Origin of the sequence: Nocardia sp. NPDC127526, from assembly GCF_042672265.1 — a bacterium.
GTDB lineage: Bacteria > Actinomycetota > Actinomycetes > Mycobacteriales > Mycobacteriaceae > Nocardia.
The window spans coordinates 434,710-455,599 of sequence record NZ_JBHXVO010000001.1; the positions used below are offsets into that span (position 1 = coordinate 434,710).

The 20,890-nt window shown below is 66.5% G+C and carries 22 protein-coding genes and 1 pseudogene; 13 read left to right on the top strand and 10 right to left on the bottom strand.

Annotation, left to right across the window (positions count from 1 at the left end; translation table 11 throughout):
- The first annotated feature begins 91 nt into the window (after positions 1-91).
- Together ACFVIV_RS02045 and ACFVIV_RS02050 are read left to right on the top strand one after the other, a co-directional pair.
- Positions 92-1,873, top strand: coding sequence for an AMP-dependent synthetase/ligase (locus tag ACFVIV_RS02045; RefSeq protein WP_379192896.1), 1,782 nt, complete (start codon positions 92-94; stop codon positions 1,871-1,873).
- A gap of 45 nt (positions 1,874-1,918) precedes the next feature.
- Positions 1,919-2,953 carry an alpha/beta fold hydrolase gene (locus tag ACFVIV_RS02050; RefSeq protein WP_379192897.1) on the top strand — a complete coding sequence of 345 codons (1,035 nt, stop codon included), beginning with the start codon at positions 1,919-1,921 and terminating at the stop codon, positions 2,951-2,953.
- Positions 2,954-2,992: 39 nt separating this feature from the next.
- On the opposite strand, the gene ACFVIV_RS02055 is transcribed toward ACFVIV_RS02050, so the two are convergent.
- The gene (locus ACFVIV_RS02055; RefSeq protein WP_379192898.1) at positions 2,993-3,340 is read right to left on the bottom strand and encodes a YbaB/EbfC family nucleoid-associated protein; all 348 of its coding nucleotides are present in this window, start codon (positions 3,338-3,340) and stop codon (positions 2,993-2,995) included.
- Between the two features lie 179 nt (positions 3,341-3,519).
- Between ACFVIV_RS02055 and ACFVIV_RS02060 the strand changes: the two genes are divergently transcribed.
- From ACFVIV_RS02060 to ACFVIV_RS02070, 3 genes are all read left to right on the top strand, one after another.
- Positions 3,520-3,813 (top strand): hypothetical protein, encoded by a 294-nt coding sequence (locus tag ACFVIV_RS02060; protein ID WP_379192899.1) that lies wholly within the window; start codon positions 3,520-3,522, stop codon positions 3,811-3,813.
- Complete coding sequence (locus ACFVIV_RS02065; RefSeq protein ID WP_379192900.1) at positions 3,810-4,907, top strand: DUF6973 domain-containing protein; 1,098 nt, start codon at positions 3,810-3,812, stop codon at positions 4,905-4,907. Before ACFVIV_RS02060 ends, ACFVIV_RS02065 begins: the two co-directional genes overlap by 4 nt.
- 141 nt (positions 4,908-5,048) lie before the next feature.
- Positions 5,049-5,555 carry a hypothetical protein gene (locus ACFVIV_RS02070; RefSeq protein WP_379192901.1) on the top strand — a complete coding sequence of 169 codons (507 nt, stop codon included), beginning with the start codon at positions 5,049-5,051 and terminating at the stop codon, positions 5,553-5,555.
- Between the two features lie 100 nt (positions 5,556-5,655).
- Here the strand turns inward: ACFVIV_RS02070 and ACFVIV_RS02075 are convergent, their stop codons facing one another.
- Positions 5,656-6,699, bottom strand: a complete 1,044-nt coding sequence (locus ACFVIV_RS02075) for an AraC family transcriptional regulator ligand-binding domain-containing protein (protein WP_379192902.1) — start codon at positions 6,697-6,699, stop codon at positions 5,656-5,658.
- 243 nt (positions 6,700-6,942) lie between these two features.
- Between ACFVIV_RS02075 and ACFVIV_RS02080 the strand changes: the two genes are divergently transcribed.
- Positions 6,943-7,488, top strand: a complete 546-nt coding sequence (locus ACFVIV_RS02080) for a carboxymuconolactone decarboxylase family protein (RefSeq protein ID WP_379192903.1) — start codon at positions 6,943-6,945, stop codon at positions 7,486-7,488.
- A gap of 89 nt (positions 7,489-7,577) precedes the next feature.
- Here ACFVIV_RS02080 and ACFVIV_RS02085 read toward each other — a convergent pair whose 3' ends face one another.
- A complete protein-coding gene (locus tag ACFVIV_RS02085) occupies positions 7,578-8,414 on the bottom strand; it encodes an NAD(P)H-binding protein (RefSeq protein WP_379192904.1) in 837 nt (278 codons plus the stop codon).
- 174 nt (positions 8,415-8,588) lie between these two features.
- Here ACFVIV_RS02085 and ACFVIV_RS02090 point away from each other — a divergent pair, with 174 nt between their 5' ends.
- Positions 8,589-10,052, top strand: coding sequence for an MFS transporter (locus tag ACFVIV_RS02090; RefSeq protein WP_379192905.1), 1,464 nt, complete (start codon positions 8,589-8,591; stop codon positions 10,050-10,052).
- Between the two features lie 72 nt (positions 10,053-10,124).
- Here the strand turns inward: ACFVIV_RS02090 and ACFVIV_RS02095 are convergent, their stop codons facing one another.
- The 5 genes from ACFVIV_RS02095 to ACFVIV_RS02115 form a co-directional block, all read right to left on the bottom strand.
- The gene (locus tag ACFVIV_RS02095; RefSeq protein ID WP_379192906.1) at positions 10,125-10,511 is read right to left on the bottom strand and encodes a VOC family protein; all 387 of its coding nucleotides are present in this window, start codon (positions 10,509-10,511) and stop codon (positions 10,125-10,127) included.
- 222 nt (positions 10,512-10,733) lie between these two features.
- Entirely contained in the window at positions 10,734-11,636 is a 903-nt protein-coding gene (locus ACFVIV_RS02100) for a VOC family protein (protein ID WP_379192907.1), read from the bottom strand.
- Positions 11,637-11,717: 81 nt separating this feature from the next.
- A complete protein-coding gene (locus ACFVIV_RS02105) occupies positions 11,718-12,101 on the bottom strand; it encodes a VOC family protein (RefSeq protein ID WP_379192908.1) in 384 nt (127 codons plus the stop codon).
- A gap of 145 nt (positions 12,102-12,246) precedes the next feature.
- Positions 12,247-12,834 carry a TetR/AcrR family transcriptional regulator gene (locus ACFVIV_RS02110; RefSeq protein WP_379192909.1) on the bottom strand — a complete coding sequence of 196 codons (588 nt, stop codon included), beginning with the start codon at positions 12,832-12,834 and terminating at the stop codon, positions 12,247-12,249.
- Between the two features lie 89 nt (positions 12,835-12,923).
- A complete protein-coding gene (locus ACFVIV_RS02115; protein ID WP_379192910.1) occupies positions 12,924-14,294 on the bottom strand; it encodes a lipase family protein in 1,371 nt (456 codons plus the stop codon).
- Positions 14,295-14,451: 157 nt separating this feature from the next.
- On the opposite strand from ACFVIV_RS02115, the gene ACFVIV_RS02120 reads away from it, so the two are divergent.
- The gene (locus ACFVIV_RS02120) at positions 14,452-15,462 is read left to right on the top strand and encodes an AraC family transcriptional regulator ligand-binding domain-containing protein (RefSeq protein WP_379192911.1); all 1,011 of its coding nucleotides are present in this window, start codon (positions 14,452-14,454) and stop codon (positions 15,460-15,462) included.
- Positions 15,459-15,596, top strand: a pseudogene (locus tag ACFVIV_RS02125) (MlaD family protein); the annotation flags it as partial. The gene ACFVIV_RS02120 and the pseudogene ACFVIV_RS02125, both read left to right, overlap by 4 nt.
- A 60-nt stretch (positions 15,597-15,656) precedes the next feature.
- Here ACFVIV_RS02125 and ACFVIV_RS02130 read toward each other — a convergent pair.
- Positions 15,657-16,658: a helix-turn-helix transcriptional regulator gene (locus ACFVIV_RS02130; protein WP_379192912.1), complete on the bottom strand. Its 1,002-nt coding sequence runs from the start codon at positions 16,656-16,658 to the stop codon at positions 15,657-15,659.
- Between the two features lie 97 nt (positions 16,659-16,755).
- On the opposite strand from ACFVIV_RS02130, the gene ACFVIV_RS02135 reads away from it, so the two are divergent.
- Positions 16,756-17,115: a TfoX/Sxy family protein gene (locus tag ACFVIV_RS02135; protein ID WP_379192913.1), complete on the top strand. Its 360-nt coding sequence runs from the start codon at positions 16,756-16,758 to the stop codon at positions 17,113-17,115.
- A gap of 37 nt (positions 17,116-17,152) precedes the next feature.
- Positions 17,153-17,563: a VOC family protein gene (locus ACFVIV_RS02140; protein ID WP_379192914.1), complete on the top strand. Its 411-nt coding sequence runs from the start codon at positions 17,153-17,155 to the stop codon at positions 17,561-17,563.
- 155 nt (positions 17,564-17,718) lie between these two features.
- Here ACFVIV_RS02140 and ACFVIV_RS02145 read toward each other — a convergent pair whose 3' ends face one another.
- A complete protein-coding gene (locus ACFVIV_RS02145) occupies positions 17,719-18,609 on the bottom strand; it encodes a LysR family transcriptional regulator (protein WP_379192915.1) in 891 nt (296 codons plus the stop codon).
- Positions 18,610-18,734: 125 nt separating this feature from the next.
- Between ACFVIV_RS02145 and ACFVIV_RS02150 the strand changes: the two genes are divergently transcribed.
- Positions 18,735-19,922, top strand: coding sequence for an NAD(P)/FAD-dependent oxidoreductase (locus tag ACFVIV_RS02150; protein WP_379192916.1), 1,188 nt, complete (start codon positions 18,735-18,737; stop codon positions 19,920-19,922).
- Between the two features lie 23 nt (positions 19,923-19,945).
- Positions 19,946-20,863, top strand: a complete 918-nt coding sequence (sigJ, locus tag ACFVIV_RS02155; RefSeq protein ID WP_379192917.1) for an RNA polymerase sigma factor SigJ — start codon at positions 19,946-19,948, stop codon at positions 20,861-20,863.
- Positions 20,864-20,890: the final 27 nt, after the last annotated feature.

Consider the following 20,890-nt stretch of genomic DNA (forward strand, 5'->3'; position numbering starts at 1 on the left):
CGGTGGCGGGCAGCCGTGACCACGCGCCGCGTCGCGGCTCCCCGCTTTTACTCCGGCCTCCCGCGAGGCCGCACGAAAGGTCTGCGAAACCATGAATCGACCCGGATCCGAGCCCGAAACCCTGTGCGCGGCATTCCAGAAGACCGTGGCGGCCCACGCCTCCGAGGTCGCATTGCGCACCGTCGGCGACGGTGTGGTCATCACATGGGGTGAGTACGGGGACCGGGTTCGGTCCATCGCCTCCGGGCTGGCGCGGTTGGGCGTCCGCCCGGGGGACACCGTGGCCTTGATGATGACGAATCGTCCCGAGTTCCATCTGTGCGACACCGCGGTCCTGCACACGGGCGCCACGCCGTTCTCGGTCTACAACACCAATCCGCCGGAGGTGCTCGGCTACCAGTTCGACAATGCCGATGCCAAGATCGTCATCTGCGAGGAGCAGTTTCTGCCGCAGGTGCGCGCGGGTATGGAGCTCGGCGGCAAGGTCGAGCAGATCATCTGCATCGGCGACGCGCCCGGGGTGCTCACCCTCGCCGACGTGCAGGCCGCTCCCGCACCGGAATTCGACTTCGAGGCCAGCTGGCGTGCGGTGCGCCCGGAGGATCTGCTGACCATCGTCTACACCTCCGGCACCACCGGCATGCCCAAGGGCGTGGAGATCACGCACGCCAATCAATGGGCCAGCGCCAAGCTCATCGATGAACTCATGGCGGCGGTGGGGGGATTGAGCGCCGAGGACGGCGTGATCTCCTACCTGCCGGACGCACACATGGCCAATCGCTGGGTGGCGCACTACAACTCGTTGAAGACCGGCGTCCGCATCACCACCGTGGCCGACCCGAAGCAGGTCATCACGGCGCTCACCGAGGTGCGTCCCGCGCTGTTCCTGGGTGTTCCACGGATCTGGGTGAAGGTCAAAGCCGGTCTCGAAGCCAAGATCGCCGCAGAAGAGGCGCCCAAGCGCGCACTACTGGAGTGGGCATTGGCGTCGGGTCGCCGAATCGCGCACGCCAACACCGAGGGCCGCGGCCCCGGACTGCTCGACCGGCTCCAATATCGCGCCGCCTCTCCGATTCTCGCGAAGGTGCGCGAGCAGCTCGGCGTGGACAATCTTCGGATCGCGGTGTCGGCCGCGGCGCCGATTCCGGTGGAGGTCCTCGAATTCATGGTCGGGCTGGGTATTCCCGTCTGTGAAGCGTGGGGCCTGACCGAGGGCACCTGTGCGCTGACCATCAACCGCCCCGATGCCACCCGTATCGGCACCGTCGGCACTCCGGTGCCCGATGCCGAGATCGCGCTGGGCGAGGACGGTGAAGTCCTGGCCCGCGGACCCATGATCATGCGCGGCTACCGCAAATTCTCCGAGAAGACCACCGAGGCAATCGATTCCGATGGCTGGCTGCACACCGGCGATATCGGTGAGATCGACGCGGCCGGCTACCTGCGGATCGTCGACCGCAAGAAGGAACTCATCATCAACGCGGCGGGGAAGAACATGTCCCCGGCCAATATCGAGAACGCGCTGACCGCCAACCTCCCCTTCGCGGGACCCGTGGTTGTGATCGGCGACGCGCGGCAATACAACACCGCGCTGATCACCCTCGACCCGGAAGCGGTCCTGAAATTCGCCGAGCAGCACGGTATTTCGGGTTCGATGGCCGACCTCGCGGCGAATCCGGCCGTGCACGCGGCGGTCCAGTCCGGCGTCGACGCCGCCAACAAGACGCTGTCGCGAGTCGAACAAATCAAGAAGTTCACGATCCTCCCCGATACCTGGGAACCAGGCGGCGACTATCTCACCCCCACAACGAAATTGAAGCGCAAGCCGATCGCGGCCGGATACGCCGACCGCATCGACGAAATGTACGTGTAGCGCAGTTCACCGCCGGTGACGAGATACGCAAAGGAGCGTAATCCCATGATCTGGACCCAACTCGGAGCCCAGTTCGGAGTAGACGGCCGCCCCGCCCGCTATCTCCGCGCCTTCCGCCCCCCGAACACCGGCACGGACGAAGTCTTCGCCCCCGGCGAAACGGCCCCCGGGCTCCTGCGCAACCCGAGGATCCCCTACGACATCACGACCGTCGAAACCCCCGACGGCGCCCGCATCCACGTCCGCGAATACGGCCCGCGCACCGCCCCCCGCATCCTGCTCATCCACGGCTACGCCTGCCGAATCGAATACTGGAACCCGCAAATCAACCAACTAGCCGACCGCTACCGCGTCATGGTCTACGACCAGCGCGGCTTCGCCCGCAGCACCCAAGGCCACCGCCCATTCAGCGTCGACGCCCTCGGCGACGACCTGTCCCAGCTCCTCGCGGCCCTGTTGTCCCCAGGCGAGCAGGTGACCATCGCCGGCCACAGCCTCGGCGGCATCGCCATCATGTCCTGGGCGGCCCGCCATCCTCAGGAAGTCACCCGCTACGCCCGCTCGGTCCTGCTCATCGACACCATCGCCGACCGCTTCGCGGCCCACACCCTGATCCTGCCTTTCCCCGGCCTCGACCGCCCCCACCGCGAGCGCCTCCTGGCCTACGCCCTCGGCAAATTCCCGGTCCCGAACCCGGCCCTGCTGGGCGCGTTCTTCCGCCTCACGGTCCTCACCACCCGCACGAAGCCCGCCGAAACCGCCTTCACCGAAGCCTTGATCACCTCCTGCCCCAACCCCTTCCGCACCCGAGCCCCCCGAGTCCTGGCCGACCTCGACGTCACCCCCGGCCTCCCGCACCTGACCATCCCCACCACAATCCTGGTCGGCTCCGCCGACCGCCTGACCCCACCCACCGCCTCCCGCCGCATCGCAGACCTGCTGCGCGCCAACGGATCCACCCCCCGCTACCGCGAACTCCCCGGCCTAGGCCACTGCACCACCCTCGAAGACCCCGCCACGGTCACCGCCGAAATCGAACGCGCCCTCCAGCCGGACGCCCAGGGCCGAGCCGCCGGCTAGCCGCCGAGGCAGGATCCGCTACCCCCGATGCTCGGTTCCTCACCGCGGGTTGGCCCACAACTTGACCGGCTGCACATCGTCCTGATCGGCCCATTCAGGTCGCGGCGCTGCCACTGCGGCGTCCCTCTTCTCGTCCCGAATGAACTGCTCATATACCTTGTGCGCCTGCGCTTCCGCGTCGGCCCGCGCCGCCTTGTACTGCTCGATTATGGTCCGTTCGAGCTGTTGGGTTCCCTCGGCGACGGCGTGCGGCGACAGCCTGATCTGGGTGATCTGCCCGTAGGCATCCACCTCGATCGCCATGGTGCGGTCATCGGCGCGAGCCTGGGCTCGCACCTCCCCGATGACCCTGTCGATCTTTTCGGCCCGCGCGCGACGCTGGTCCACCTGCTTCGCTCCCCTTCATCCGGATCGTCCATGCCGGGTCGTCTCCCCCCGACTGCTCGACACTGTAGCGAAGATCTGCGTCGGGTTGTTCACTGTTCATACCGGCCGCTACTATCCAGCAGCATTGTGGTCGGTGATGGGGGACTCGTGAAACGAAAACTATTGGTGGGGTTGTCGACATGGTTGCATTTGATCCCGAAAAGATTCGTGCGCTTGCGACCGATACGCGTACCCATTGCGGTGCGATCGGCAAACTGGCCCCGATCGGGGTGGCCGACCGTAACGCCGCTCTTCCTGCGATGCCATTCTCGGCCTTCGCGGACCGCATCAAGGAGGTGCTCGAGGCGATGGACCGGGTGGTCACCCTCCATCAAGGCAGGCTTACCCAGTTCGCGGACCAAACCGATGCTGCGGCGGGCGCTGTCGATGTGATGGAAGAGACGAATGTAGCCGGATTCCAGGGGATAAAGTGAGTGACGAGAAGATCACAATCTCCACGGTACTCGGGTGGAAGCTCGATTCGGCGCGCTTCGCCGGTGCGCAGGCGATGAACGCCGGCATTACCCTAGAGGCTGAATCCATCAATGCTGACAAGGCTATTCAGGGGTCCGAATCCTACTTCGGTGAGGCCGCCGGTGCTGCCGCCCGCACCATGTCGACCAAGTTGAAGAACGAGGCGGTTACGTCCGGTGATGTCCTCGATGCCATTCATCGGCAGATCGACACCACGGCCACCGATTTGCAATCCGATATCGAGAGTTTGCAGTCGGTTGTCGACGAGATCAAAGAATCGGAGTGGAATCTCTTCTACGATGACGAGAACGGTGACGTGCAGTCATACGACTCGAACTGGGAGACAATAAAAAACAATTGGGGGAACCCGGCTTCTGTTGCCTGGAAGACCGCTGAGTGCCTCCGATTGAGTGCGGATCTCAAACAGGCGTTCTGGGATGTGCAGGAAACCGACAAGATCGGTGCGCGCAACCTGGCCACGCAGCTCGAGAACGTATCCCAGGATGTCAAGCTGGTGCTGGCCGGCATACCGGACAATGCCGCACTCAAGGATATTCTCCTGAACTACCAGGTGGATACGACGAAGTCCGAGATCGTTGTCTGGCCCGACTCGACTCTGCTGGAACTGATCAGGTTGAAGTATCCTGACATTCAGGCGGTGGAGATGACGGTCGAAGAAAAGGCCGCGATGGATGAACTCTGTAACCCACTCTACGGCGGCAATCCGCTCAACTATCAGACGTTCAACGAAATCAAGAACGAAGCAGAGGCGTTCGGAAAGACCAACAAGTACACCGCAGTATTTGACGGCTCGAAGGATGACGGTCATGCGGACGCGGCTCGGCACGCCTACTGGAATGCGCGTATGACTCAGGAGTTCGGCGCCGAATGGGCAGAGCAGTACGCCAGCGCCCATGAAATGGTCGGCGGAAACGGTCCGCAACGTGAGGCGATGGACCTCAAGAACAATGAGGTTGGCCGCCAGATCGGCCTTGGCGAATATGAACGCATCACCGGAAGATCTGCAATCAGCGGTCATCGCTGCGGTCGATAGGGGCGACACTATCGTCATCCACAGACCCAATGGGTCCGACGCTCCCGCTCAGATTGCCTTCAGTAATACCGTTGGTTGGGACCAGACCAGAAGTCCTGCGGGCGTGGATATCCCACTTCCCGGAAAGTGAGTGTGAGGTAAGTGAAAGTAGCCACGATCGTTGTCGGCGTCCTGATGGTGCCGCTGCTGGCCGGATGTGCGGCCAAACACGAAAAGCCTGCCGCGAAAACGTGTCTATCCGAAATCCGCCTCGATAGCGAGCCGCAGCCGCTCGGTTCGAGCCAGGCGCTGACGGCGGCGATCAAAACCGCCGGGCGCGGGCAGCAACCCGTCAGTCTCGGTGAGGTAACGCGCGCCGCCGGTTGGTCCGATGAATGGGACACGGTGATCGACGCTTCTGCGGCTAGGGACGATGAGCGGATGAACGCGAGCGCCCAGATCCCGACGGGTACTTGCTGGAAGGGGCTACCACCCCGGATCGGTTCCGACCCGGTGCCTTCCGGGTACTACGTCTTCCTCAAAGACCGGCAGGTGGTGCAGTCCGTGATGTGGGATACCGGCCATGAATTCCTGGTGTTCGGTTCCGTTGAACGCCTGACTCACGAATCCATGCTGAATCCCAAAGGCGGAGAACTCAGAACATACTGAGTTGGGTGGGTCAACAGGCGGCGTGCAGGCGCGAAACCTATTGTGGCCGTGACAGCCTCAACAGCGATCAGTTCCCCGTCCGCGCTGCTGTGCAGCGCGATCACCCCTCGCAATGCCGGTCGGCATCAGCATTGCGGAAGTGCTCGGTGGCTTCCCGGCGGTAGGCGTCGGGGGTCTGTCCGGTCCAGCGGTGGAAGGCGCGGCGCAGCGCGCGGGCGTCGGTGTAGCCAAGGCGGGCGGCGACCGATCGCACGGGAAGTTCGGTGCCGCGCAACAGATCCAGGGCCTGCTGGTGGCGCATGTCGTCGACTTCCGCGCGCCAGGTGGTGCCCTGTTCGCGCAGTCGGCGCTGCAGGGTGCGCGAGCTGATCGCCAGTCGGCACGCGAGTGTGTCCAGGTCCAGCTCGCCGCGCGCCGCCGCCTCGGCCATCGCCGACCGGAGCCTGTCGCGCCAGCTCGGTGCGGGCCGGCCCGAGGCGAGGATGAGTTCGGCGTAATGGTGGACCACCGCACCCAGGTGCGGATCGGTCCCGGTCGGCAGCGGGCCGGCGTCGAGGAAGGTGATCTCCGAGCGCGGTGCACCGAAATAGATTCGGGTGGTGTCGAATTCGTCGTACAGGACCGAGGATCGGCGCGTGGCGCGATGAGTGAAGGCGACCCGGACGGGAGTGATGCGCTGCCGGGTGGCCGCGCGGATTCGGCGCAGCAGACTCGCGAGCACGAATTCCTCGACCGGTGCCAGAACCCGGTCGGGTTCCAAGGGCATGGTGCGGATGGTGAGCAGGCGGCCGTCCTCCACCAGCTCCCAGTCGCCGGTGGGGTCGGTGGCCACCGCCCGCAGTTCGATCACGGTGCGCAGGCTCTCGGCGAGGGTGGCCCGGCAGAAGAACAGGTAGTCCCATGCGCGCAGGTCGCCGTGGTCCGCGGCGTCGGCGGCGCACAACCCGGATCCCGGTCCGGCGAGGTCGTCGATCAGTTCCCATATGCGCCAAACCGATTCGGTGGGCACGCGCAGCAGGGCGTCATCGAGTGCGGCCGGGGCCAGGCCCGCGATGGTGTGCAGGTGCGCGGGGGGCACTCCCACGCGTACGGCGGCCGTCCGGATTACGGCGGCGGTGCGTGCGGGGATGGTGCCGTCGATCATCGGCGCAGCATAACGGCCAAAGAATCCTTCCGACCGGTCCATTTGGCGTATGAAGTCCTCCTACCGGCACTTCGAGTCCCCGAGTCGCCGTCCTCGCCGACCCTAGATTCGAAGACGCACACCGGGCAGCGGACCGGCGACATCGCGAGTTCGCTGCCATCGCGACCGAGTCGGTCGCGCCGTGTGGCACTGTTCGCGGGGCGCTCGCCGCTCCGAACACTCTGCACCAGAAGAGGTTTCATCATGTCCCGCCTGCCCCTGATCCAGCCCGACGCCGCCACCGGCAAGGCCGCCGACCTGCTCGCCGGTGTCCAGAAGGCCCTGGGCGTCACTCCGAATATGACCAAGGCCATGGTCAACAGCCCCGCCGTACTCGAGGCCTACCTCGGGTTCTCCGGCGCACTTGCCGGCGGTGCGCTGTCGGCCGCCACCCGCGAGCGGATCGCGCTGCTGGTCGCCGAGGAAAACGGGTGCGACTACTGCCTGTCCGCGCACTCCTACATTGGTGCGAACATCGCCGAACTCGACGCCGCCGAGATCGAGGCCAACCGCCACGCTCGCTCGGCCGACCCGAAGGCCGAGGCCGTCCTGACCTTCGCTGCCGCCGTGGTCCGCTCGCGCGGTGGCGTCGCCGAAACCGAGGTGAAGGCCGCTCGAGCTGCCGGCCTGTCCGACGGCGAGATCGTCGAGACCATCGCCGGTGTCGCACTCAATGTGTTCACCAACTACCTGAACAAGGCCGTCGAGACCGACATCGACTGGCCCGTTGTCCGCCACCACCAGCACTGACAATTCGTTCGTGATCGGGTCCGGACTCCACCCGCAGCGATGGGGTCCCGGGCCCGGCCACGGATATCGGTACTGAATCTCCCGCTCGCTCAGGAGAAGTCGGCGAGGTGGTCGCGGACCCATTCGGTGTAGGTCCGGGGCGCGTGTCCGGTGAGTGCTTCGACCACGGTGTTGACCTCGGCGGGCTTGCCGACGGTCGCGGCCATCAGGTCGAAGAGCGCGTTGATGAACGCCGGGTCCATGAACTGTGCCATCTGCGCCCGCACCGGGGCATCGTCGAGCTCCTCGAAGGTGAGCGGGCGATTCAGCGCCGCGCCCAGGATCTCGACCTGTTCCACCTGGGTCAGCGATTGCGGGCCGGTGAGGTCGTAGATCTTCCCGGCGTGCCCGCCCGCCAGCACCGCCGCGGCCACGTCGGCCACGTCGTTCTCGTGCACGACGGAGGCGGCGGCCTGCCCGTACGCGGCGCGGATGACATCGCCGCCGGCCAGCTGCATGGCGAAGGTCAGCGAGTTGATGGCCGGGAACAGCAGACGCAGGAACGTCCATTCGATCCCGGAGGCTTCGACCGCCGCTTCCACCTCGCGGTGGTACTGCGCGATCACATCGGGCTGAGTCTCCGCGCCGTCGACCACCGCGCCCGAGGACAGGAAGACGATGCGCTTCACCTCGGCGCGCCGGGCCGCGGCCAGCAGCGGTGCGACCTCCATGCCGTAGGGCAGCACCAGGAAGATGGCTTCGACGCCCGAAACCGCCTCGGCCAGCGCGGTTTCGGAGGTGAGGTCCCCCGCGGCGACCTGCACGCCGGCCGGGAATCCAGCGGTTTCGGGGCGGCGGGTCAGGGCGCGTACCGGCTGGTCCGCGGCGAGCAGGGCATCCACGGTCTGACGGCCGAAGTGAGCGGTGGCGCCGACGACGAGGTACATGGTTACTTCCCTTCGAATCAGCGACCCTGGTCGGTCGCATGCTTCGAACCGTATCAGAACGGAATGATCTATTCCAAATCAGATTTCCGGGTTGACCGGAATGATTCATTCTGTTTCACTAAAAGGGAACAAAGCATTCCGTTCTGGTTCGCCAGCCGGCCTCAGGAGACAGCAGTGACCATCGCAGTCGAACATCCGACGATCGAAACCCCAGCCACCACAACAGAGTCCACCGGGCCGCTGCCGCGACGCTGGTGGGGGCTGGCCGCGATTCTGGCCGCGACCCTGCTGAACCTGCTCGACGCCACCATCGTGAACGTGGCCGCGCCGGCCATTCGCGGTGAGCTGGGCGGGTCGGTGGCGACCGTGCAGTGGCTCAGTGCCGGATACACCCTGGCCATGGCCATCGGGCTGCTGACCGGCGGGCGGCTCGGCGATATGTACGGCCGCAAGCGGGTGCTCATGATCGGGCTCACCGGATTCCTCATCGCGTCGCTGCTGTGCGGAGCGGCCGGGTCCATCGAGCTGCTGCTGGCCGGGCGCGTGGTGCAGGGGCTGTTCGCGGCGATCATGGTGCCGCAGTGCTTCGGGCTCATCCGCGATCTGTTCGGGCGCGAATTCGGTAAGGCCTACGCCGCTTTCGGCCCGCTGATCGGCGTCGCCACCATTGCCGGGCCGATCGTGGCCGGGCTGCTCATCGACGCCGACCTGCTCGGCAGCGGCTGGCGCTCCATCTTCCTGATGAACCTGCCGCTGGGCGTTGTGGCGCTGGCACTGGGCGCGTGGATTCTGCCCGCCGCCGCGCCGCTGCCGGGTCTGAGCCTGGATCTGCGCGGCGCGGTCGTCGCCGGAGCCGGGCTGGGAATGCTGCTGTACCCGCTGGTCGAGGGCCGGGAAGCCGGGTGGCCGAGCTGGATGATCGCCATGCTGATCGCCTCGATTCCGGTGCTCGGGCTGTTCACCCGCGATCAGGTGCGGCGGTCCCGGACCGGGCGAGTCGCGCTCATCGAGACCAGCATGTTCGCCAAGCGCTCGTACACCTCCGGCATCGGCTTCGTCACCGTGTTCTTCGGCGGGGTCGGCGGGTTCTCGCTGGCGGTCGGGCTGTTCCTGCAGCTGGGTCTGGGTTACGGCGCGCTGCGGGCCAGCCTGACCATGGCGCCCTGGGCGATCGGCGCGTTCCTCGGTTCCGGGGTGAGCGCGGGCCTGGCACCCAAACTCGGCCGCAAGGTGCTGCACCTCGGGCTGGCGGGCATGCTGCTCGGCCTGATCGCGCTGTTCTTCCAGTTCGGCGGATCGACCGCGCCCGGGCCGCTCGCCTTGGCCCCGGCCTTGCTGGGATACGGGCTCGGCATGGGCATGATCTTCGTACCACTGTTCGGAATCATCGTCGGTGAGCTCGACAACCACGAAATCGGTTCGGCCTCAGGGCTGTTGGAGTCGTTCCAGCAGGGCGCGGCGGCACTCGGCGTGGCCGTTCTGGGCACGGTGTTCTTCAGTGGTTTCGCACTCGGCGACGGCCCGGCTGTCGCATTGAACGCCATGCGGACCGTCACCGGGGTGGCGATCGCACTGACTGTGGCCTCTTTCGCGGTGGTGTACGGACTGCCGAAACAGAGTGCTGCACAACCGCACTGACCATGACCCACATCCAGGTCCGCCCCGGCCCAATCCGGCCGGGGCGGACCTGCGCGGCATGGCATCGGATCGTCACTGGGTTCGGGGGTTGAGGCAGATGGGTGTGCCCTCAGGGTCGAGGACGATGGTCCAGGGTTGGTGGCCTTGCCAGTCGGGATTGGCGCCGGGCTGGTGTTCGGGCAGGGTGGCGCCCAGTTCGACCGCGCGTGCGGTCGCGGTGGCGACATCGTCGACGGTGAGGTCGAGGTGGACGCGTTTGGGGTGGTCGGGATCGTCCGGCCAGCGCGGTGGGGTGTGCGCGGCGACGGCGCCGAAGCACAGCGTGGTGTGACCGTCGCCGACGAGGGCGTAGTCGGCGCTGGTTTCGTAGATCTGCCAGCCCAGGAGTTGGCTGTAGAAGGTGGCCAGTGTGGGCGGGTGTGCGGCGTCGATGGTGACGCAGGCGAAGTCGATGGCCATGAATGCTCCTATCAATTTGGTCGCCCGGCGTATCCGAGGGCGATGCCGACACCCAGACCGCGAGATGATCGCCGTCGCGCGCGACCCAGATCGGAATGCCGACGGGCGTACCGTCTTTGCGGAAGTGGGTGAGATAGATATAGGGACCTTCGCCGAGTTGGAGGAATTCATCGCACAAGACCGTCTCCTCGACGTTGTGACGGCGGGTGTGGTCCACCCGGTTCACGGGCGTTCCAGCAGGCCGAGTGTGTTGCCGCTGGGATCGGTGAAAAACGCGTACGCGCCGCCGGAGGGGAGGGGAACCTCGGTCTGGAAGGTGGTGCCGCCGGTTCGGTCGATTGTCGCCAGCGTGGTGCCGATGTCGGGGGTTTGCAGCAAGGCCACCGGTTGGCCGACTCGGTAGAGCGGTTCGGCAGGCCCGGCGGCGGGGTCGTCGGCACGTGCGATGCCGATGTCGGGTCCGGCGCCGCTGGTGAGGATGGGGTAGCCGGGTGACTGCTCCTTCAGGTGCAGTCCGAACAGCTGCTCGTAGAACGCGCGGGTCGCGGGCACGTCGGGAGTCGAAATGGCAACCAGCGTCACGGGATTGGGGGTGGACGCGGTCGGCGGTACCGAGGTTTGCTCGGCAGGTTCGGTCAATCCGATCGTATTGCCGACCGGGTCGGTGATCATCGCGAACGACCCTCCGGCCGAGATGGGCGTCAACGGTTGTGTCACCTTGCCGCCCAAGGCTTCCGCACGCCGCAGCGTCGCCGGGATATCCGGGATGGCGAAGAATACGATGAGCTTGCCGATCCGGTACAACGGTTCCAGCGCACCGGCTTCGGGATTGCCGAGCATCGCGATGCCGATATCGGGACCTTCTCCGGCGGCCAGGATCGGGTAGTTCGGGTAGTCGGCTTTCAGTGTCCAGCCGAGGGATTGCTCGTAGAAGGCGCGGTCGCGTGGGATGTCGGCGGAGGTGATGTCGATCAAGCTCACGTGGGCCGGCACCGAGGCTGCGGGATCGGCGCACCCGTCCCGGCGGTCGGGCAGCACGAAGAGCAGTGTCGCGGCCAGCGCGGTCACGACCGTCACGGCGACGATGACAGGTCGCGCGGACCAGCGGAATGCGGTGCGGTTCATGGAATCCTCCTGACATCGCGACCCTGGCGCGCCGGGCTCGTCCGCAACGGGATCGGCCCGGCGCGCCGATGTGGTCGAAGGTCAGCTCAGTGGCTGGATCTGGTTGACGCCGATGGTGTAGCCGTTGAGGTCTTTGAAGTACAGGACCCGGCCGAATTCGAACTTCTCGTCCTTGACGACCTCGACGCGGTCGATGATCGAGTCGATGAAGGCGGCGGCGTCGTCGAGGTTGAGATAGAACCAGCCCGACATGGTGCCGATCGGGACATCGGATTTGGCGGGCATGAACGCATACGCTTCTCCCGCGCCCATGACCTGCGCGAACCCCTCGCCGTCCTTGACCAGCAGATGCAGATCATCGGGTGCGATATCGCGCACCACATCGAATCCGCGCTCGGCATACCAATCCAGGGTGGCGGCGGCATCGGGCACGATCATCAGCGGACAGACTCGACGCATTTCCATGACGTTCTCCTTGGTCGCAGGGTGAAGCATCCGGACAACAAAACCATTTGCTGATCGATTGCCAAGTTACAGTACATATGTACAAGTACACAAGTACAAAATCTTGAAGAAGAGAAGATGCCGAGGTGGCGAGGGGTGAATCGGGTTACGCGGAGTCCGGCAATGCCGGGTTTGGGGTGATGACGCGGCGGAGGATGGCGACGATCTCGGGGCGGGTCAGGGGGGTGCTGCGGGCTACGCCTTGCAGGCTGATGCCGCTCATCGCGGCGGCCGCCGCGGCGGCGGTGTCCGCGTCGACGTAGTGGCGCAGGGTGTCGTAGCTGACCGCGGTGTAGCGGTCGGCGAGCGGCCGCAGTGCCGGGCGGCGCAGGGCGGCGAGGTAAAGCTCGGATTCCAGCACGTACTGGTCGTGCTCGTCGTCGATGCTGTGCAGCAGGGAGTCTGCGAGGCGTTCGATCAGTTCCTCGGCATCCATGCGCGGGTGGGCGGCGCGCCAATCCTTGAGGTACTGCGCGAACCGGTCGACCGCTCGCTTCAGGGCTGCCGCGATCAGATCGTCCTTGGTGGCGAAGTGGTATGTCGTTGCGCCGAGCGGCATTCCGGCTTCGTTGGCGACCGCGCGATGGGTGAGCCCTTCGACCCCTTTGGTTGCGATGACCCGCTCGGTCGCCGCGGCCAGCGCCTCGATACGCGCCGCGGGATCACGCCGTCGCCGTGCGGGCTTGTCGGTCATCTCCGCTCCTGTCCATCCGTACCGCCGACACCCTACAGTACGAATGTACAAATACTCGGGAGTGCGGCCCGCCGGCATCGAGGCCCGCATTATCGGTCGGCGCCGATGGCCTGCCCGATGACCGCTCGGAGCGCGACGGGTACCAGTTCGAGCACCGCCTCCAGCATCTGCGGTTCGGTCAGCACGCTGACGGGGTTGCTGATCGAGCAGCCGGGCGTGGCGGGGATTCCGTCCAGCCGGTCCCGCACCCAGTAGAAAATGCCCGGAATCGAGGTGATCGCTCCGGAGATGTGCTCGGCGACCAGCTCGCGGACGTAGGTGACGCTCGGCGCGTTCTGCTCTCGGTACCACTGCACGACGCGATCGGTTCCCACGTTCGGGATGATCTCGTCGTACTGGGCGTGACAGAGGTAGACGGGCATGGACGGAACCTGTTGTCCCAGAGCGACATCGGCCAGCACGCGCTGAATATCGGGGTGCTGGAGGGGATCGCCGCGGAAGTGGGCGAGGTAGTCGAAGAACGGCAGGATCACCGTGTTGACCGACTGGCAGAAAAGCTTCTTGGTGCCGAGCATCACTCGGCCGAGCGGATCGAGGTTCTCCTCGAGAACCCTGCGCACCTCGGGATATTCGTTGGCGAGCCCTTCGATGGCGGCGGTGATGAGGCCGGAGTAGACCCCGCCGTTGTTGTGCCGCAAGCCTTCCGGCAGGCTGCCACCGGCCACACCCCCGGCGGCCACCCCGACGATGTTCAGTTCGGGCGCATAGCTGCCGGCGATCTCGGCGGCGAAGGCGGTGGGCACCGTGCCGCCGGAGTATCCCCACAACGCGGTCGGCGTCTGCGGACCGGAAAGCTGTGCGGGCGCGAAGCTTTCGACCGCGCGTATGCCGTCGAGGGTGGCCTGGGCATTGAGCCGTGCGGCGGCGAACGCGGAGTTGGGACCCTGGTAGTCCGGCAGGGCCACCGTCCAGCCCTGCCCGACTCCCGCGGCGAGCGGAATGAACGCTTCGATACCGCCCACATAGTTCGCGGGCAGCGCGCCGGACTGCATGAGATAGGACGGGGCGCAGTACTGCGGCAGGCTGTCCTGCGCGATCTGATACGACAGCAGGTTGCGGCCGCCCTCGGGGGCGGCGCCGCGCGGCACCAGCACGGTGGTGACGGTCGCGACCGGCCGGCCGTGACTGTCGGTGGTGCGGTAGAGCAGTTGCCACGCATCGATATTCAGGTGCACGAACCCGAACAGCGCCGGTGCGATGGAGCGGATGCGCAGCACCTGACCGGGTTCGGCGGCGGCCACCACTCCGGCGGCGGGCCGGTAGAAGTCGTCGAATTCCGGCGGCACGGTGAGCGTGGGTACCGGTTCGATCGGGACGGCCGGTTGCGCCGATACGGTGGCGAAGGGCAGGACCGCGATCGCTGCGGCGACCGCGCACGCGCTCAGGTGAGGTCTCGTCATCGACTGTGCTCCCCGGGTTCGATCTGTGCACTGTGTACAGGCGATCACGCTAGGTGCCTGCGGAAACGGATTCGATGACCAAACAAATCGGATTCCTTGACCGAGGCGATCACCGCGCCGCTACCTTCTGGTGCGGCAGGTTCCCGGAGGTGATGGCATGCACGACAATCAGATCCCCACGGCACTCGCTGAGGCGTGTCTCGCGCTCGCGTCGCGCAAGGGCTGGCCGCTGCCGGATATCCCCGACCCTGCCCGGTCATCGCGGCACGACGTCTGCGATACGCATCGGACCACGCTGCTGTTCCGCCACCTGTGGCAGGTGACCGGTGACGAAATGTTCGGTCTCGGATCGCATCCGGTGCCGCGCGGGGCATTCCGGGTGCTCTGCCTGGCGGTGAGTTCGGCGCCCGATCTCGGGTCGGCCATGCTTCGCTTCGCCGAGGCCGCGACGGTCTTTCCTGGGCTGCCGAGGTTTTCGGTGGAAACCGGACCGGCGGAGACCCGGTGGGTGGCGGATGTCCGGCTGGTGGACGATGTCGAGCATCTCATCGCCGATGCCGCCGTGGTGTTCGCGCACCGGCTGTTCGGTTGGATGACCGGTAGCCCGCTGCGGCCGCGGCGTGTCGAATTCTGCTATCCGCAGCCCGAAGGCTCCGGGGCATACGAACGAAACTTCCAGGCCCCGTTGATGTTCGGTTGCGATACCGCGGCGCTGGTCATGGACAGCTCACAGCTGGGCACGCCGATCGTGCAGACCGAGCAAACCCTCGCCGCCCTGCTGGGTGCCGCGCCCACGGGCTTCCTGGGCGCGAGCGATCACGCTGTCCCGCTCGGCGATCGAGTCCGTCACATGCTCAGCGCCGGGGGAGCGGACCCCTGGCAGACGGTCGACGAGCTCGCTCGGCGCCTGAGCATGAGCGCCCCGACCCTGCGCCGGAAACTGCGCGCCGAGCACACGACGGTGTCCGGGCTGCGGGAGGAAGTGCTGCGCGAGACCGCCATCGCGGGCCTGGCTCACGGACGGGAGACAATCGCCGAACTGGCCGAGCGCCTGGGATTTTCGGAGCCGAGCGCGTTCACCCGAGCATTTCGCCGCTGGACCGGCAGCACTCCGCACGACTACCGCACAGCCATCCGGCAAGGGGAGATGATCACCACCGTCGCATGACCACGGTCATCTGGAATACCCTGGCCCGCACCGTGGAAGGCTCCACCAACACCTACTCGGCCACCTTCTCCGATGTGCCCGGCCTGCGTGAGGGCGATGGCGTCCGCATGGCCGGCGTGCGCGTCGGCAAGGTCGCGCTCTACGGTGTCCTCTTCCCGCGCGGTCTGTTCAGTCGGATCGGCGGCACCGCGCACTCAGTCGTCTGCCGACCCTGAAGGGTCGGTTGCGGCGAGGGCGTGGGCGGCGTGCAGCAGGAATGTGCCGAGTCGTTCGAAATGCGGTGCGAGATCCGGGGATCCGGTGATGGCGGCGTCGGGGGCGAGGCCGAGAAGTTGGGCGGCGAGGTCGCGGGGGTTGTCGGAGGACAGGTCGAGGCGGGTGGTGTGGGCGTCGATGGGGTGGGCGCGGTCGGGGAGGGCGAAGGCGCGGGCGGTGGCGGTGGCGGCGTCGAGTGGGACCGTGGCCTGGAGCTGGTAGCGGGTGGGGCTCGCGGACAGGCGTTCGGCGACATAGGCGGCCGGGTCGGCCGCGGGGAGTTCCCGTGGGGTGATGCGGTGGCCGGTGGGGGTGGGGTGGGTGATGCGGTCGGCGCGGTAGACGCGCCAGTCGCCGTGGTGGGTGTCGAAGCCGAGCAGGTACCAGAGGTTGGTCACGAACACCACGCCGTAGGGTTCGGCGCGCCGCCGGTGCGTCGACCCGCCGCGGGTGCGGTAGTCGAAGCCGATGATCTCGTGGTCCCGGCTGGCGGCGGCCAGCGTCGCGAGCACCGTGGGATCGGTGCGAGGGCCCGGGGTCCAGGGCAGCGGACCCAGGGGTGCGGTGGCGGCGAGTGCGGTCACCCGGTGCTTCAAGCGCGCGGGCAGGACCTGCTCGAGTTTGGCCAATGTGCGCAGTGCGGTCTCCTCCATGCCGGCCACACCGCCGGACGCGGTGCGCAACGCGAGCACCAGGGCGACGGCCTCCTCGTCGTCGAGCAGCAGCGGCGGCATATCGGTGCCGGAGGCGAGCCGGTAGCCGCCCGCGTGGCCGGTGGTGGCTTGGACCGGATAGCCCATCTCGCGCAGGCGCTCTATGTCGCGGCGCACCGTGCGTAGAGTGACCCCGAGGCGTTCGGCCAGTTCGTTTCCGACCCAAGTGCGCCGTGTTTGCAGCAATGACAGCAGTCGCAGCATGCGTGCGGGCAGGTCGTGGGTCATTTTGTCAGCCTGCCAGACATTGGTGACATCTTCTGTCCTAAAAGGCTTCTACCGTCGATTTCGGCTCATTCGATCGGCAACAGAAGGCGAGGGCGCTATGGCATACGACGAGGTACTCGCCGACCGCATCACCGAGCGGCTGGCCCCGCGCGGGGTGACCGCGAAACCGATGTTCGCGGGCCTGACCTTCCTGTGGCAGGGCAACGCGCTGGCCAATCTCTACGACGAGGGCCTGATGGTCCGGGTCGGCCCCGACGGCATGGACGAGGCGCTGGCCCGTCCCGGCGCGAAGCCTCTGCTGTTCCGTGACAAACCGCAGAACGGCTGGGTCCTGCTCGAAGAAAAATCCCTCGACGACGACGTCCTGGATTCCTGGCTGGACTGGGCCTGGGAGGTCACCGCCGAACTGCCGCCGAAGAAGCCGAAGGCCAAGAAGAAGCCGGCCACGACGAAATAGGCCACACCGCAGCCACATTCACGAACGGAGACAGACCATGATCACCGGAATCAATACCGCCGTCGCCTGGGTGCTCGAGCAGGACGCGGCCAAGAAATTCTTCACCGACACCCTCGGTCTGGATGTCCGCACCGATGTCGAAATGGCCCCCGGCCTGCGCTGGCTGACCGTCGGCGCCCCCGACCAACCGGAGGTGCAACTGACACTGATGACTCCGGGACCGCCGACCATGGACCCCGAATCGGCCGAGCAGCTGAAATCGCTGATCGCCAAGGGCATCTTGGTCGGCTGCACCTTCACGGTCCCCGACTGCGAGGCCGCCTACACCGAACTCGCCGCCCGCGGTGTGACTTTCGTCCAGCCGCCGCAGCCGCGCCCCTGGGGCCTGTCGGCCATCCTCCTCGACGACGCCGGCAGCCAATTCGAAATCCTGCAACCCGCACAATAGGACCAACGTGTACAACAGGATCCGGCCCGAGACTCCGTTCTGCGGGCCGGATCCCCGAGGTCGTTTCGAAGGAACAGTCGGCTGGTCATCGAAACATGCACTGGCCGAGATCATCTCGGCTCAGCTCCTTCCCGTGACCTACGTTGAGCACGTCTTCACAGGTGGATTGGACCGAACTCGGCGGCGGTGCGTGCCATCGCACGGATAGCGGCATTGTCGGCGGTCGTGCGCCAGGTGAGTGCCCACTGCAATTCCGGGGCGTCGGGCATGGGCAGGAAGACAATGCCGGGCGGGGTGTTGTAGCGTGCGGCGATCTCGCCGAGAGGGTGGACGCACTGCCCGGACGCCACCAAGGAGACGATCTCGTGGAACGTCCTGGCTATCGGGCCGCGTGGGATGCGGCGTCCCCGCGGCGTGCGGGTCGGCACCATCGCCGAGACCCAGTACTCGGGAGCGTCTTGACCGAAATCGGCAACGCGGTAGTCGGCGAGGTCTTCGAGGGAAGCACTGCCACGTTCGGCCAGCGGGTGGTCGGCGGCCACAGCGAGCACGCGGCGGCCGGTGAGCACGGGCGGGCCGACCGTGATGTCGGGTTCGAGCACGGGCAGCCACAGCACGTTGATGTCGTGCCTGCCGTCTCTCAGTGCGGTGAACGGGTCTACGCCGTTGATCTCGCCGAAGGTGATGCCGCACCCTGGGTAACGCGTGTGGAACGCGTCGATCAGCGGCCGCAGTTCGTGTCCGGCGTGCCCGAAGACACCGATACGTAGCGACTGGTCCGCGCTCAATCCGGCGGCTTCGGCGCGGGCGAGCGCGGCTTGGAGCAGATCGTGGACTTGCTTGAGGTCTTCGCGCAGTCGCCGCCCGACCGGAGTCAATCGCACACTGCGGCTTGTCCGTTCGAAAAGCGCGGTGCCGATGCGGCGTTCCTGTTTGCGGATGGCCTGACTCACTCGGGCCTGGGACACGTGCAGCCGTTCCGCGGTATGGCCGAAGTGCAACTCTTCGGCCAGGGTCAGGAAGATTTCGATGTCGCGTAACTCCACGCATAACTCCAGTGTTATCAATTGGTGCACGAAGCTTACGTTGTTCGGTTGCCGCCTTCGCGCGAAGGTTGATGCGTCACCGAGAGATCAACCCGGCGGCAGATCGACAACAAGGAGCCGTGAACATGAACGCCAAGTACGAAATCGTCGTCATCGGTGGGGGTTACGCCGGTGTGATGGCGGCCAACCGCCTGACCAAGAACGCCGAGGCGCGTATCACGCTGATCAATCCGCGTCGGGTCTTCGTACCTCGGTTGCGTATGCACCAGGTCGCCGGTGGCACCCACGAGGGCGTAGTCGAATACCCCGACGTCCTCTCCGAGAAGGTCGAGCTGGTGATCGGCAGCGTGACGCGCATCGACGCCCCCGCGCGCAAAGTGCTGCTCGCCGACGGTGATTCGATCGCCTACGACTACCTGGTCTACGCGGTCGGCAGCGGCAACGCCGCGCCCTCGGTGCCGGGCGCCGCCGAATTCACCCACCCTGTCGCGACTTTGGAGGCGGCGCAACGGCTGCGGTCGCTCCTGCGGGACACGCCGACCTCGGCCCCGGTGACCGTGATCGGTGGCGGGCCGGCCGGAGTCGAGACCGCTGCCGAGCTGGCCGAGCAGGGCCGCGTGGTCACTCTCGTCTGCGGCGGCGCGCTGGTGCCCTACCTACACCCCAAGGCGCGCCGGACCGCCCACAAATACCTGGCCAAGCTGGGCGTCACCGTCCTCGAAGGCGCCGATGCCGTCGTGACCGCGGTGTCGGCCGATGCTGTCGAGCTGGCTGACGGTCGAATCCTGGACAGCGCGGTCACCATCTGGTCGGCTGGGTTCAGCATCCCCGACCTGGCTGTGCGGAGCGGACTCAGCACTGACGCGGCCGGTCGAATGCTCACCGACGAGACACTGACCAGCATCGATGACGAGCGCATCGTCGCGGCCGGGGATTCCTCGGCGCCCTCGGAGCTGCCGTTCCGGATGAGCGCCTACACCGCGTACAGCCTCGGCGCGCACGCCGCCGACACCCTGCTGCGCCGGATTGCCGGCGAATCGGCGACGCCGATCGACATGTCCTTCCCCGCGATGTGCCTGAGCTTCGGCCGCAACGCCGGGATCTACCAGATCGGCCGCAAGAACGAGACGGCAACCCGTGTCTACGCCAGCGGGTCGATCGGTCGCAAGCTCAAGGAATTCGCCTGCTCGGCCGGGGTCACACACCTGTCGACCGAGGCGGACAAGCCCGGCTCGCACCACTGGTTCAAGGACGGCAAGTACCGCCCGTCCTTGCTGGCCGACCAGGCGAATACAGCGATTCCGGTCGCCTAGACATCGTCCGCTGGTAACTCCACATGAGCCTCACGTCCGAGCCTGGCGGGCCGAGGTGTCAGCCTGCCGACGCTCGCGAGGCGACCGCAACGTTCCTTGCACACCGCAGACTGTTGTTCACCGTCGCCTACGAAATGCTCGGATCCGCTGCCGACTCCGAGGACATGCTGCAGAAGACGTGGCTGCGCTGGCACACAGTCGACCTCGACCAGGTCACCGACGCACGCGCCTACCTGGTGCGGACAGTCACCCGGCTCTCCCTCGATCACTTGCGGTCGAGCAATCGCCGCAGCGAAGCCTATGTCGGCCCGTGGCTGCCCGAGCCACTATCGACCGCGCCGGACGCAGCCCACGATCTCGCGCTCGCGGACAGCTTGTCGATGGCGTTGATGCTATGCCTCGAGACACTCACGCCGACCGAGCGTGCGGTGTACGTCCTACGTGACGCGTTCGACCTCGGCTACGACGAAATCGCCGACACGGTCGGCAGGCCCGCCGCGACGGTCCGTCAGATCGCGCTGCGCGCCCGCCGCCATATCGCTGTTCGCCGCCCCCACCGGACGGTGTCGGCAGAGGTGGCCCGCACGGTCACCGAATCGGTGCGGCGCGCTCTCGAAACCGGCGACTCGCAAGCGCTGCTCGCTGTCCTTGCCCCCGATGCGGTCCTCATCAGCGACGGCGGCGGGTTCAAACGAGCCGCGGTCCGGCCGATCACCAGCGCCGCCAAGGTGGTGCGCTTCATCACCGGCGGACTCGGCAAGAGGGCCGTCGCGCTGACCTGCGAACCAGTGACCATCAATGGAAACGCGGCGCTGGCTGTCCACGTCGATGGCGAGTTCGACGGCATCCTCGCCCTCGGCATCGACGGCGAGCACGTCACCGGTCTCTATTTCGTCCGCAATCCAGCCAAATCGACCCACACCAATCCGAGAACCCGCTGACCCTCCGGTGAACGCTACGCCGGTTAC